The organism is Tahibacter amnicola (genome assembly GCF_025398735.1).
GTDB classification, from domain to species: Bacteria; Pseudomonadota; Gammaproteobacteria; order Xanthomonadales; family Rhodanobacteraceae; genus Tahibacter; species Tahibacter amnicola.
Genome location: NZ_CP104694.1, coordinates 2027629 through 2040547 on the forward strand (window position 1 = coordinate 2027629; position 12919 = coordinate 2040547).

Below are 12919 nucleotides of genomic sequence, written 5' to 3' on the forward strand. Positions count from 1 at the left end.
TGTCGATGAACACGTTTACGCTCCATGCCGGCCACGCGCCGCTGTTGATCTCGCTGCCGCACGATGGTCACGCCTTGCCCGAGGGAATGGCTGGACGCCTCGTGCCGTCCGCGCGACGTGTCCCGGATACGGACTGGCACGTCAGCCGCCTGTACGATTTCGCGCGCGAGCTGGGCGCATCCATCCTGATGCCACGCTATTCCCGTTACGTGGTTGACTTGAATCGCCCGCCGGACGATGTCTCCCTCTATCCGGGACAGAACACCACGGGGCTTTGTCCCATTGTTCAATTTTCCGGCGAGCCGGTGTACCTGGCGGGCGAGGAACCGCAGCCGGAAGAAGTCGCGCAGCGTGTGGCCACTTACTGGCAGCCTTACCATGAGGCGCTGCGTGACGAGCTCAATCGCCTGCGCACCGCCCACGGACGGGTCGTCCTGTGGGAAGGTCACTCGATCCGCAGCGTCGTGCCCTTCCTGTTCGACGGCCGCCTGCCGGACTTCAACCTCGGCACCAGCGGCGGCGCGAGCTGCGCGCCGGCGACGCAACAGCGGCTCGAAGCGGTGCTGTCGGCGCAGCGCGGCTACAGTTACGTTGTCAACGGACGGTTCAAGGGCGGCTACATCACGCGTCACTACGGCAAGCCCGGCGAAGGGGTAGAGGCTATCCAGCTGGAGCTGGCTCAGCTCAACTACATGGACGAGGCGAATTTCGACTATCTGCCCGAGCGCGCCGAGCCCACGCGTTTGCTCATCCGCGAGCTGCTCGTCGCGGCGCTGGGCGCCGGTTGAGGCGCCGCAAATGCGCAGATGACGCCGGCTAGCCGGCGGAGTAGTGTGGGCAGGCCAGCCGAAAGGAGGGCTTCGCCGTGCGTCTACCCATGATCGTCGCCAGCGTCCTGCTGGCAGCGGGATGCTCCCTCGCCGGGGCCGCTCCCCAGAACACTCCGCCGCCGTCTAACGGGCTCGGCCAGAACCAGGGGCCCTACGATCCGTATGCGGCGCCACCGTCGCAGCAGCAACCGCCCCCTCCGCCAAGCCAGCCGCCACCGGCGCAGCGGCGCAATCCCCATGCACCGCAAAGTCCGCCGCCGCCGCGCGAGGGCGACGAACGGCGCGGCAAGGAAGGCGATGAGCGCTGACTACGGCAGGTCAGGCGCCGCCGGCGGTTGCCAGCGGCGTCGGATTTCCGGTTGAGTCCGGCAACTGACGTCCGAGTGCAACCGGCGATCAGACCTCGAGCGAGGCCAGGTCACCCTTTTCTTCCAGCCAGCTCTTGCGGTCCGAGGCACGTTTCTTCGACAGCAGCATGTCCATGACCTTGCTGGTGCCGTCGTCCGGTTCGACCGTGAGCTGCACCAGGCGGCGCGTATCCGGATGCACGGCGGATTCGCGCAACTGGCCGGGATTCATTTCGCCCAGACCCTTGAACCGCGTGACCGATACCTGGCCCTTCATCTTTTCGCGCTCGATCTTTTCGAGCAGCACACGCTTTTCTTCTTCGTCCAGGCAATAGAACACCTGCTTGCCCACGTCGACGCGGAACAAGGGCGGCATTGCCACGAAAACCCGGCCATCGCGCACCAGGCCCGGGAAATGACGCAGGAACAGTGCGCACAGCAGCGTGGCGATGTGCAGACCGTCCGAGTCGGCGTCGGCGAGAATGATGACCTTGCCGTAGCGCAGGCCGTCAATCCGGTCCACGCCGGGATCGCATCCGATGGCGACCGCCAGATCGTGCACTTCCTGCGACGCCAATACGGAGCCGGACTCCACCTCCCAGGTGTTCAGGATCTTGCCGCGCAGCGGCAGGATGGCCTGGAAGTCCTTGTCGCGCGCCTGCTTGGCGGAACCACCGGCGGAATCGCCTTCGACCAGGAAGATCTCGGTCCGCGACAGATCGCTGGAGGCGCAGTCGGCGAGCTTGCCGGGCAGGGCGGGACCCTGGGTGATCTTCTTGCGGACGATCTGTTTTTCGGCCTTCAGGCGCGCCGCCGCGCGCTCGATGGCGAGCTGGGCGATCCGCTCGCCGAGCTCGACATGCTGATTGAGCCACAGCGAGAAACCGTCGTGAACAACGCCTTCGACGAACGCCGCCGCGTTGCGCGAGGACAGTCGTTCCTTGGTCTGGCCGGAAAACTGGGCATCCTGCATCTTGAGCGACAGCACGAACGAGAGCCGGTCCCACACATCTTCCGGCGCCAGTTTCACACCGCGGGGCAGCAGGTTGCGGAAGTCGCAGAATTCGCGCAGGGCTTCGGTCAGGCCCGATCGCAGGCCATTGCAATGCGTGCCGCCCTGCGCGGTCGGGATGAGGTTGACGTAGGACTCCTGCACCAGCTCGCCTTCCGGCACCCACGCGATGGCGAACTCGACGGCCTCGGTGTCGCGCTGCAGGCTGTGCACGTAGAGATCCGGCGGCAGGAATTCGGTGCCCTTGAGCATGCTGCGCAGGTAATCCGAAAGACCATCCTCGTAGTACCACTGGTCTCTCTCGCCACTGGCCTCGTCGGTCAGGCGCACTGTCAGACCCGAACACAGGACGGCTTTTGCCTGCAACAAATGCTTCAGTTTGGACAAAAGGATTTTGGGCGTATCGAAATACTTCGGATCCGGCCAGAACCGAACGGTCGTGCCCGTCTGCCGCTTCGGCACGGTACCGATGACTTCCAGCGGGCTGGACCGGTCGCCATTGCGGAACTCCATCCGGTAGACCTGGGCGTCACGGCGGATCGTCACCTCGACCAGCGTCGATAGCGCATTGACCACCGATACGCCGACGCCGTGCAGGCCACCCGAGAACTGGTAGTTCTTGTTCGAGAATTTGCCGCCGGCGTGGAGCCGGGTCAGGATAAGCTCGACACCCGGAATGCCTTCCTCCGGATGGATATCCACTGGCATCCCGCGGCCGTCGTCGCTGACGGTCACCGAGCCGTCGGCATGGACGATCACTTCCACCGTCTTGGCGTGACCGGCCAACGCCTCGTCGACCGAGTTGTCGATCACTTCCTGGGCAAGGTGGTTGGGGCGCGCCGTATCCGTATACATGCCCGGGCGGCGTTTGACCGGGTCCAGTCCCGACAGGACTTCGATATCGGCGGCGTTGTAGCGACTACTCATTGGTATCGGCGAGCGAGAGCGAGTCGCGCATGGTGGCCGCATCGGCCAGACGGATCAAGTCTTGCGCCGGCGCCCCCGGTTACGGTCCGGCACGGTTCGTGCGTGGTGTCGGATTGTTGACGCGACCGCAGTGTGGCGGGGTGGACAAGACATTGGTCGAAGAAGGGCTCCTGGCGCTCGCTCCTGGCTCGAAAGCCGCTAAGCGGCCCCGAAACCCCTGTCGGACTGCCGAAATTTGTCAAAACCCCGGTTGGCGGCCCCGACGATGAAAAAAATGTGCCTTTCGGCTCACGGGGGTGTCAACGTCCTTCGGCCATTTTCTGCCGTTCGTCCTAATTCCAGCACTCCAGACCAGTGGTTGACCCCTTGGTCGTGGTGCCGGCGGCATAGGTCAGCGTCATGCTCAGACATTTGGTGTCTTTGAGCTGGACGCCCTGGGCGGCGGCAGTTGCCACGAACCCGGTCGCCGTGTTGTTGGTGATGGTGAAGGCGTAATAACCGCGCTCGGACGTGGCGTTGGCACCGATCTGGGCCACGGTTCCGTAGGTGGGCTTGTTGGCGCGGTATTTTTCCTGAAGCAATTGAATCTGCTGCAGGCCGGTCACGGCTTCGGAGCGTCGGCTGCGACGCATCTGCTCAGTGAATGCCGGGTAGGCGATCGCGGCGATGATAGCGATGACTGCCACCACGATCATCAGCTCGACCAGGGTGAAACCGAGGGTTTTCCACTGCCGCCGCATGGGGGTTCTCCTTCACGTGGATACGAGAACAACGCGCCTTTTGTAGAGCCGATGGTACTCCGAAGCGCAGACGGGGCAGCAACCATCATTCCAGGCGAGCCGTTCAAATCGACGGCGCCCGTCAATTTCACGAATTATTTCGGCCGCAACAGGGGATTTGCTCGTTGGCAGAGAAGTGCCACCGAGCTACCTTAGAAACCGTAAAGAAACGTGCCGTTAGATCGGTTTTGTCGTCCGACGCAGTTATACAGAGCACTACGACGCGACAACGGCCATCTAAAAACTCAGGGCAAATCGGTGGCACGCCGTTTGCTCATGCCTCGGAGAAACAAGCTCGCAGCACGCGCAAACCCAATGCGCAACCCCAAAGGATTGAGCTGACGCTGCGTGAGCGGTTTGTGCCGCACAGGCACAGTAGTCAAGAAATTGACGCATTCAGTGCGATTCAGGGGAAAAACATGAAAACATCGCCTGCAGGCATTCGCTTCTCGAAGCGATTTTCGGGCTTCACTCTTATAGAGCTGATGATCACCATTGGCGTGATCGCAGTTCTCGCTTCGCTGGCTGCTCCTTCCTTCTTTGAATTTCGCCATCGGTCCGCACTACGCGGCGCCGCTGAACAGGTTGTCGACTTCTGGGGAAATGCCCGCTTCGAGGCGGTGAAACGTAATACACCAATCAAGGTGACTTTCCGCCGCGCGACCAACGGCAGCATGTGCCTGGGGGCCGTTGCGCAGACGGATACCACGGACTACACCGCCTGCGATTGCTTCAGCGCAACAGGTTGCGCACTGGCCCGTTTTCCCGCTGACCAGGGCGAGTGGCGCGGCGTCACCGCGAACGCCGCCCCGACGATGGGCGCGGGCACTGGCGTGGTGTTTATCGATCCGAAACGCGGATTTCTCTCGCGCACGACGGATGTCGGGAATCTGACGCTGACCTCGCTCAGTCCTTACCAGCTTCGCATCAGCATCGACATGCTCGGTCGCGCATCCACCTGCGAGCCGGCGTCGGCATCCAAGAAGCTCAGTGATTACACCAAGCGCACGTGCGGGTGAACCATGAAAACGACAATGACAATCAATCCCCGCCGCCAGACCGGTGTAACGCTGATCGAAATGATGATCGCCCAGGTCGTGGGCCTGATCATCGCCGGCAGTACACTCAGCTTCGTGATGGCCGGTGTGCGCAGTAATACCGAGTTCGTCTCGACCACGCGCCTGACCCAGGAACTGCGCGGGCTGATGGACGTCAGTACGCGTGAACTGCGTCGCGCCGGCTTCGATCAGAATGCCTACAGAACGATCGGCGCGGGCACGACCTACACCTCGCCCTTCGCATCGATGCAGTTCGTGCCGACCCCGACTGCAGGCAACACCGTCGCCAGCTGTGTGGTGCTGGCCTACGACAGCGCCGTGACCACTGCCGGCAGCGGCCCGGGCGTGCTCGGTTCCACCGAACGTCGCGGCATTCGCTACAACGCGGCCAACCGTTCCGTGGAGTTCAACTTCGGCACCGGCGCAACGCCCGACTGCGCAGCCGCCGGCGCGAACTACGCCGTGTATCCGCCGGCCTGCAATGCGGCGACGGGATGGTGTGCGCTGACCAACCCGCAGCAGATGGAAATCACGCGTTTCGAGCTCGACACGAAAGACTCCAAGAGTATTGCCCCGGTCGGCACGACGACGCCGGGCGTCGCCATTCGCGTGGTGACCCTGACCGTCGCTGGAAACCTCCCTGGCAACAATCAGGTGGTGCGCACGCTGGTCAACGAAGTGCGGGTACGCAGCGATTGCACACTGGCTAACTGCACGGCCGCACCGTAGTGAATAGGGCCCCCTGTTTCGGCAAGGGATACCTCGCGATGCCGGAGATGAACATAGGACGCAATGTCATGAGATTGCAGACCGCATATCCTTCTGGCCCGGCGCTGCGGAATCGACAGCACGGATTCACCACGTTGCTGGTGTCCATCCTCATGCTGCTGATACTGAGCGTGATCGTGGGCTTCGCAGCGAAGGTCGGTGTTTTTGAATACCGTACCAGTACGAACGAGAACCGGGCGCGGCTGACCCAGGGGGCGGCCGAGAGTGCAATGGGCCTGGCGACACAGTTCGTCAAGTCAAACTCCGGCAATGTCATTTCGACCAAGGCCGGCACCGGCTGGCTCGATCCGGCCGCAAGCCGCTGGCAGAGCTGCCAGGTGGCGGTTGCATCGGGGCAGCCCGATCCCTGCCTGGCGGAATCCGATACCGTCCGCCGCGCGCGCATGTTCCGCTACTTCTCTGGTGGCAGGACCACCATCGACTACACCGCAATGGTGCCGGCGCAGGCGCAGGTCACTGGGGTGGGGGGTGTGATTGACGCGTCCACCCGGCAGGGCGAATTCGCGGTGTCCACGAACGTCTCGGCCCTGCTGTGCCGGCTCGACACGGCGAACCCGTCGCGGCCCTGCATCTGCAAGCCCGATCCGGATCCGACCAAGCCCTGCGCGGCCGATCCCGTCGACTCGCGCTCCTACGCCGTGACGCTGGTGTCGACCGCGGACATGGGGGGCGAATCGGCGTCAGCGGAGGTCAAGCAGACGTTGGCTTCGTATCGCGCCATCGGTGGCGCCTCGCCGGTTCCGCTGGTGGCCTCTGGTCTGGTGGAGGGTCTTGGCAACGCGCAGATCGTCACCAGCGCCAACGCGGGCGGCTGGGGTGTTCCAGCCTCGATCTGGAGTCCCCGCGATGTCGATATCGAAGCCAGCAGCGGCGGCGGCATCGGCAGCGTGTCTACCTGTCACATGGGCGAATACCTGCAGGACACGCCGCGCGCGGACCTGCTCACGACGTGCCCCAACAGCAACAATGCCTGCGGCTGTCCGGCCGACGACATCATTTCTGGTCACTCGGCGCGCATCAAGAGAGAAGGCATCGATATCCTGGATATCGACAACGGCAAAGGCGCGCTGCCCGATATCACTTATTACCCGAAAGAACCCTACGACGATCCGAACGATCCCATGGACGATTCGCTGTTCGAGTGGATGTTCAACAAGGACGTCGTCAACGAAGGCCAGACCAAGGTTCGCCAGGACTGCGGTACAAGCGCCAACCAGGACTGCGCCATGGCCGCGCTGGAACGAATGGCGACGCTGATCCTCAATGACTGCAACAGCCTCAATGAAAAATCCACCGGCCTGATCTGGGTGAAAGGAGACTGCGACCTGCCAGATGTGGTGGGCACGCCCGAGGAACCGGTCGTCCTCGTCGTCGAGAACGCCGTCCGCCTTTCCGGCAACGCGGTCTTCTTCGGCATGATGTTCATCCGCTCGTCCGACGGGACGGCGACGATGGATGGTGCCGGCAACGTGAAGGTGTTCGGTTCCATCGTGGTCGAAGGCAACGTCAACCTGCGCGGCGGTCTGGATATCGTCTACGCGCAGGAGATTACCGACGCCATCAACAATTCGCCTGCATTCAACCGGCTCGGGCGCCTGCCCGGCAGCTGGCTGGATTCCAGGACGGCGTTCTAGGAGATGGCCATGACTCGCATCCATCCGAAAACTCTTGGCCGTCGCGCCACAGGTTTCAGCCTGATCGAAGCGATGATCGCACTGCTGGTGCTGTCGATCGGCCTGCTCGCGCTGGCCGTTCTGCAAGTGACCGTCATGCGCAACTCCGGTGAAACCAAGGCACGGACCAGCGCACTGTCGCTGGCGCAGGAAAAACTCGAGGAACTCAAGTCCTTCTCGTCGCTGGATGGCTACAAGGCGATCCAGGTGGGCGCGTCGGGCTCCACCTTGTCCGACATGACGACGGCGGCCCAGACGGGTACCACCTTCACGCGTTCCTGGACGGTACGCCGCTATGTCTACGATCGCAGCACCAGGGCGTTTGCCGATGTCGGCGCATCGCGCGTCACGGCCACCGACGTACAGCTCCTTGCCTTCAATGCGAACCTGCAGCCCGGCACCGAGTTCAAGCGCGTCGACGTCACCGTGGGCTGGCAGGACGCGGCCAGTGGTGCTTCCACGTCCATTACCGTTGGCGACATCATCGACGCGATCGACCCGGGCGATACGGCGGCTGTGATCCAGCAGATCACCTCGGCCGGCAAGAACCCGCTGGTGCGCATCTACGATCCCGCGCTGCAGGAAGGTGTGGTGCCGATTGCCGTGGGCAACAACCAGTCATCTGCCTCATCCGATCCGAAGCCGGTGCAGGAAGGCAGTGACGGCAACGTCACGACGCGCTACACGGTGGCCTCCTACGTGAAGGACGGCAACGATGCGCGCATCCTGCGGCTGATCGACACGGTGGTGACCAGCTGCCAGTGCACCTCGGTCCAGCAGAACAACACCTATGGTGAGAACGAAGGTCCGTTTGCTCCTTCGTACTGGGACGGCGACAAGTTCACCACGCCCGAGGAGCTGCCCAACAAGCCGCGTGGCTGGATCAACGATCGCGTGGGTCAGAACGAGCGGTTGTGCAGCGTGTGTTGCCGCGACCATCACGACGTGAGCACGCAGACGGTCAAGTTCGATCCGTTTCGTCCCTCCAGCGATTTCACCGGCGGCGACCATAACCATTATCGGAATACCAACCGCGGTGGAACGCCGGCCTTCCAGTTGCTCGGCGATGGTGGCAACAAGCTGTACGACGAGGCCTGCCGTTTTGTGCGCGTGGATGGCATCTACCGCGCGACCACCGATCCACGCATGGAAAACGTCGCCATGCTCAACATGGAGCGCGCGACCAATGGTGATACCAGTCTGAGCAGCAGCACGACCACCGCCTATAGCAGCTTTGCCCAGAAGTACCTGGAATCGCTGGCGAATTCGGCCAAAGGCGGGGCCGACCAGGCGAACTACCCGGACTTCACTTCCTCATCGGGCAGTCTCGGTCAGCTTGACCCTGTCACGCTGCGCGTTGGCGGCATCGCGAACCTGCACTCGCGTGCCATTTTTGCCGACTGGGTCAGTCCGGAGACAATCAAGAAGCTCAATTGTGTCGGCACCGACAGCACCAATACCGAATGCTCAATGGTGTATCCGTCCTACCAGACGATGAGTGCCCTGCAGATCATGCCGTTCGTGGCGATCAACCTTACCAATATCGGCGAATGGGCGGAAAACTCGGCGCGACAGATCATCACGATGCGCAACGAGGCCATCCCCAACGACGCGTCGACCAGCTTTGTGCGCGGCGAAGTGACGGCAGTGAAGTCGGGCAATGCGGTGGGAACGGCAAACAGCTATCGCGGCGCTGACGCACTGACGGATCAGTATCCGATCGATCCGAATGATGCCGGCTATGGCGTGACGACGCGTCCGGAGCCCTTCTCTGTGGCGCGGAACGTCCAGGTTACCGGCGGCGTGACCCAGAACGCGCGATTCGTGCTGGAAGTCATCGACTCGACGGCCGACTCGGGCAACTTCCCGTCCGGTGGCATCAACGTCACCAGCTGTACCCGCGGCGCCGGCAAGGTTGGCACCGATCCGACCGATGGCTCGAAGCTGGAAACCAACGAGCATCTGTGCGCCGTCGACAGCCAGGCGACCACGATGACGCTGATCCTGAGCAACTACAACCGTGTCACCAATATCGTGTGTCCCACCGGGTCGAAGGGGAACAACTACTCCTACGTAGCCAATTCCTACCCGCCAGTCTGCGAAGGATCGAAGAACCACGACATCGTCGCGGCGACTTCCTACGTCAATCGCGACTACAAGCTCTGCAACGTGGCGTCGCCCGTATCCGGTGCAACCTTCACCTCGCCGGTGGAGACCAATCCGTCGACGAGCACGCCGAAGGATCCGACCAAGGAAGTGACAACCATTGTCCTGACCATGACACCGGACGCGAGCGTATTTGACCTGAAACGCGCGTTGACGACCTTCGTCAAGCAGACTGGCACCTGTCCGTAACCCTCGCAGGTGGAGAACCCAATGGCCGCGGAGTTCGCTCCGCGGCCATTTTCTTTACGGGAACCGCTCCGGCGGAATGCCGGAATTCCTGCGGATCCAACGGGGAATTTCGTCTAAGTCATTGACTCAAAAGCCCAGCAAATTTAGAGAGCTATTGTAATGACAAGCGGCGCGTAAACGCCGACAAAGGGCTCCATAGTTGTTAACCACGGGGCACATGGATTGCACAGGGGCGGGGTGTAAAACTTGCAGAGGTGAGCGGGCCCGGCGGGTCCTCGGGCACGCGTATTTCGTCACGATTTCATGGCGAGTTCCTAGGCATAGTCGCCTCCCGAAGGGTGGGCGAAGGTTTTATGGTGATCGGGGGGATCATGCATAAGCGGTTCAGATTGAAGTGGCGGCCGTTGAGCCGGGCTGTTTGCGGGGCCCTGCTCGGTGCAGCGGTTGTGCAAGGGGAAGCCTCGGCCATCACTGTGTCGCTGGGATCCCTGGTCGGTTCCAATGGCTTTCGCATCGCAGGCGCTGCGGCGGGTGATTCCTCCGGTTTCAGCGTGAGCGCCGCGGGCGACGTCAATGGCGACGGCAAGCCGGACCTGATTATCGGGGCGCCCGATGCCGATCCGAACGGTGCCTCGTCCGGCAGTGCCTATGTGGTATTCGGGAAAAGTTCCTACAGCGCATCGCTGGAGCTTTCTTCGCTCAACGGCACGAATGGTTTTCGCATTGATGGTGCCGCCGCCAATGACCGCCTGGGGATGGCGGTCAGTGGTGCAGGTGACGTCAATGGCGACCATATCGCCGATATCATCGTCGGTGCCTATCACGCGACAACGAGCAACGGCGCCGAAGCGGGCGCCAGCTATATCATCTTCGGCCGAGCCACCGGCTTTCCCGCCACGTTGAATGTGTCAACGCTCAATGGCACCAATGGCGTGCGGCTGGAAGGTGACGCGGGTGAATATTCCGGTCGCGCCGTCGCATCAGCGGGTGACATCAACGGCGACGGCCTGGGTGACACGATCATCGGGGCCTACCATTCCGGTGACGGGCATTCAGTGGGTTCCAGCTACGTCGTGTTTGGCAAGTCCGGTGCGTTTCCAGCGACGATCAACCTCAAGTCCATGAACAGTTCGTCCGGCTTCCGCCTGAGCGGGAACGGGCCGGGCGATCTTTCCGGTATCTCGGTCGGTAGCGCGGGTGACCTCAACGGCGACGGCCGTTCGGACCTGCTTATCGGCGCCATCGGTACCGACAATCATGGTGAGAGCTCGGGCAGTACCTATGTGGTCTACGGCCGCAACAATTTTCCCGGCAACGTGCCTCTGAACAGCTTGAACCCGAACACGGGGTTCCGTGTCGATGGCGAAGCTGAGGGAGATCGATCGGGAATTTCGGTCAACGCCGCTGGCGACGTCAACGGCGACGGCATCGGCGACCTGATCATCGGCGCCTACCTGGCCGATCCGCATGGCAGCTACTCCGGCCGCACCTATGTGGTGTTCGGCCGCCAAGGCGGCCTGCCGACCGACCTGCCGTTAAATTCCATCGACGGTGTCAACGGCTTCCGTCTCAACGGCGCGTCCGACGGCGACGTCGCAGGTACGTCGGTGAGCCGCGCGGGCGACGTCAACGGCGACGGCATCGCCGATATCCTGATCGGTGCGCCAAAGGCTGATCCCGGTGGCGTGGAAGCCGGCCGCGCCTACATCATGTTCGGCAAGCGCGGTGCGTTTCCGGCGACGGTGGAAATGTCGTCCCTGCACGGCACGACTGGCATGGTGATCAACGGCGCATCCGGTGGCGACTACGCCGGCCAGACCGTGGGCGCCGCCGGTGACCTCAACGGTGATGGCCTGGGCGATGTCGTGCTCGGCGCGCCGGGTGCCGATCCGCACGGCAGTTTCTCGGGCAATACCTACGTCGTGTTCGGGAACGACACCATCTTCGCCAACGGTTTCGAACCGCAGCAGTAACCGACGTATCGCATCCGGGCGGCCGCTGTCGCCAGGCAGCGGCCGTCGTGCGTTGCGGCGTTCTCAGCCAATGTCCGGTGGCAGTGACAAGGTGCGCTTGATGTCGTCGGCCATGAAGCCGACGGCCGCCGGATTGCATACGCCAGGCAGCACGGCGGTGTCGAACAGTTCCTCCACCACACCGTCAAGACGCAGCTCGTGCACGACGTCGCCGCGCTTGAGATCAATCACGGCCAACCCGCAGCGGGCCGAGACGTTTTTCTCCGCCAGGCGCTGATCCAGCAGCAATCCATTGAAAGTGCGGTTCTGTCGCTGCCTGGAAAGACCGACGACGGCAAAGTCGCCGCAGAAGCTCATGCCGCGCAGATAGCCGGCGCAGAAGGCGACGGGTTCGAACCGCCCGGCGGCAAGGTCCACATAGCCGAATTCGCCGGTGCCGGAATTGAGCACCCACAGCCTTCCCCGATACATCCGCGGCGAGTGCGGCATGGACAATCCTTCGCACACGATCGCACCGCTCTTCACGTCGACGACGATGCCTCCCTGCGTGCGATGCTCGCGCCAACCCTCATTGGCATCGCTGCGCGCCACGCACGTCACGTAGGCGGGAGCGCCATCCGCCATCGCCAGCCCATTCATGTGGCAGCGGTCCTCGGCGGCGTAGCGGCTGACAAACGGCGGCTTCCACACCGGAATGAAACTGTAGCGGGCGTCCGGCCGCGCCAGGCACGAGAACAAGGTGCTGACGAAGATCGGATCACCTGCCGCATCGATTCCGACATCGTGTACATCGATATCGCCCGTCGTGTATGCCAGTTGCGGGACGTAGTAGCGGTCATGTGCACCGAACACCTCGCCCGGCTTGAGCGCATTCTCAAATCGCCACAGCTGCCACAGCGTCGCGACCCACAAGGTGTCGCCCTGAGCCGCGAGACCCATCACGCGGGCGATCGTGCGGTTGAACACGGCCAGGCGCCCTGCCGGGTCGATCCCGACGAAAAACAGCTTGCCCGCCTGGTAGGTCGTGAATGCCAGGCTCACCTTCTGTTCGGCCAGCCACGATTCGAACAATCGCGAGGAGTGGATCTCAAGGCCTGAGGGGTTGCTCATGGGCGAATCCGTCGGAGGCGTCGGCAGGCACAGGATACCTGTGTCGGCGCGCTCCTGGTCGTCCGC

Annotated in this window: 10 protein-coding genes; 7 read left to right on the forward strand and 3 right to left on the reverse strand. The window is 62.8% G+C overall.

The annotated features are described in order from the left end of the window. Positions 1 to 5 precede the first annotated feature (5 nt). Both hutG and N4264_RS08610 read left to right on the forward strand, forming a co-directional pair. Positions 6 to 788: an N-formylglutamate deformylase gene (gene hutG / locus N4264_RS08605; RefSeq protein WP_261696630.1), complete on the forward strand. Its 783-nt coding sequence runs from the start codon at positions 6 to 8 to the stop codon at positions 786 to 788. Between the two features lie 77 nt (positions 789 to 865). Beyond that, a complete protein-coding gene (locus tag N4264_RS08610) occupies positions 866 to 1138 on the forward strand; it encodes a hypothetical protein (protein WP_261696631.1) in 273 nt (90 codons plus the stop codon). An 88-nt stretch (positions 1139 to 1226) separates the two neighbouring features. Here N4264_RS08610 and parE read toward each other — a convergent pair whose 3' ends face one another. After that, positions 1227 to 3116 carry a DNA topoisomerase IV subunit B gene (parE, locus tag N4264_RS08615; RefSeq protein ID WP_261696632.1) on the reverse strand — a complete coding sequence of 630 codons (1890 nt, stop codon included), beginning with the start codon at positions 3114 to 3116 and terminating at the stop codon, positions 1227 to 1229. Positions 3117 to 3448: 332 nt separating this feature from the next. Continuing rightward, a complete protein-coding gene (locus N4264_RS08620) occupies positions 3449 to 3856 on the reverse strand; it encodes a type IV pilin protein (RefSeq protein WP_261696633.1) in 408 nt (135 codons plus the stop codon). 227 nt (positions 3857 to 4083) lie between these two features. Between N4264_RS08620 and N4264_RS08625 the strand changes: the two genes are divergently transcribed. From N4264_RS08625 to N4264_RS08645, 5 genes are all read left to right on the forward strand, one after another. Next, positions 4084 to 4914 (forward strand): pilus assembly FimT family protein, encoded by an 831-nt coding sequence (locus N4264_RS08625; protein WP_261696634.1) that lies wholly within the window; start codon positions 4084 to 4086, stop codon positions 4912 to 4914. A 15-nt stretch (positions 4915 to 4929) separates the two neighbouring features. Continuing rightward, the gene (locus N4264_RS08630; RefSeq protein WP_261696635.1) at positions 4930 to 5682 is read left to right on the forward strand and encodes a PilW family protein; all 753 of its coding nucleotides are present in this window, start codon (positions 4930 to 4932) and stop codon (positions 5680 to 5682) included. A 68-nt stretch (positions 5683 to 5750) separates the two neighbouring features. Then, positions 5751 to 7376 carry a hypothetical protein gene (locus tag N4264_RS08635; protein ID WP_261696636.1) on the forward strand — a complete coding sequence of 542 codons (1626 nt, stop codon included), beginning with the start codon at positions 5751 to 5753 and terminating at the stop codon, positions 7374 to 7376. A 9-nt stretch (positions 7377 to 7385) separates the two neighbouring features. Next, positions 7386 to 9770 (forward strand): type IV pilus modification PilV family protein, encoded by a 2385-nt coding sequence (locus N4264_RS08640; protein WP_261696637.1) that lies wholly within the window; start codon positions 7386 to 7388, stop codon positions 9768 to 9770. A gap of 404 nt (positions 9771 to 10174) precedes the next feature. Continuing rightward, positions 10175 to 11743 (forward strand): integrin alpha, encoded by a 1569-nt coding sequence (locus tag N4264_RS08645; RefSeq protein WP_261696638.1) that lies wholly within the window; start codon positions 10175 to 10177, stop codon positions 11741 to 11743. A gap of 63 nt (positions 11744 to 11806) precedes the next feature. On the opposite strand, the gene N4264_RS08650 is transcribed toward N4264_RS08645, so the two are convergent. Continuing rightward, positions 11807 to 12853, reverse strand: coding sequence for a TIGR03032 family protein (locus N4264_RS08650; RefSeq protein WP_261696639.1), 1047 nt, complete (start codon positions 12851 to 12853; stop codon positions 11807 to 11809). Between the last annotated feature and the right edge of the window lie 66 nt (positions 12854 to 12919).

What these genes read in the sequence shown, in the direction of transcription:
- N4264_RS08630 (WP_261696635.1), top strand. Translation starts at nt 4,930, where the DNA reads ATGACAATCAATCCCCGCCGCCAGACCGGTGTAACGCTGATCGAAATG.
- N4264_RS08650 (WP_261696639.1), bottom strand. Translation starts at nt 12,853, where the DNA reads ATGAGCAACCCCTCAGGCCTTGAGATCCACTCCTCGCGATTGTTCGAA.
- N4264_RS08640 (WP_261696637.1), top strand. Translation starts at nt 7,386, where the DNA reads ATGACTCGCATCCATCCGAAAACTCTTGGCCGTCGCGCCACAGGTTTC.
- parE (WP_261696632.1), bottom strand. Translation starts at nt 3,116, where the DNA reads ATGAGTAGTCGCTACAACGCCGCCGATATCGAAGTCCTGTCGGGACTG.
- N4264_RS08635 (WP_261696636.1), top strand. Translation starts at nt 5,751, where the DNA reads ATGAGATTGCAGACCGCATATCCTTCTGGCCCGGCGCTGCGGAATCGA.
- hutG (WP_261696630.1), top strand. Translation starts at nt 6, where the DNA reads ATGAACACGTTTACGCTCCATGCCGGCCACGCGCCGCTGTTGATCTCG.
- N4264_RS08620 (WP_261696633.1), bottom strand. Translation starts at nt 3,856, where the DNA reads ATGCGGCGGCAGTGGAAAACCCTCGGTTTCACCCTGGTCGAGCTGATG.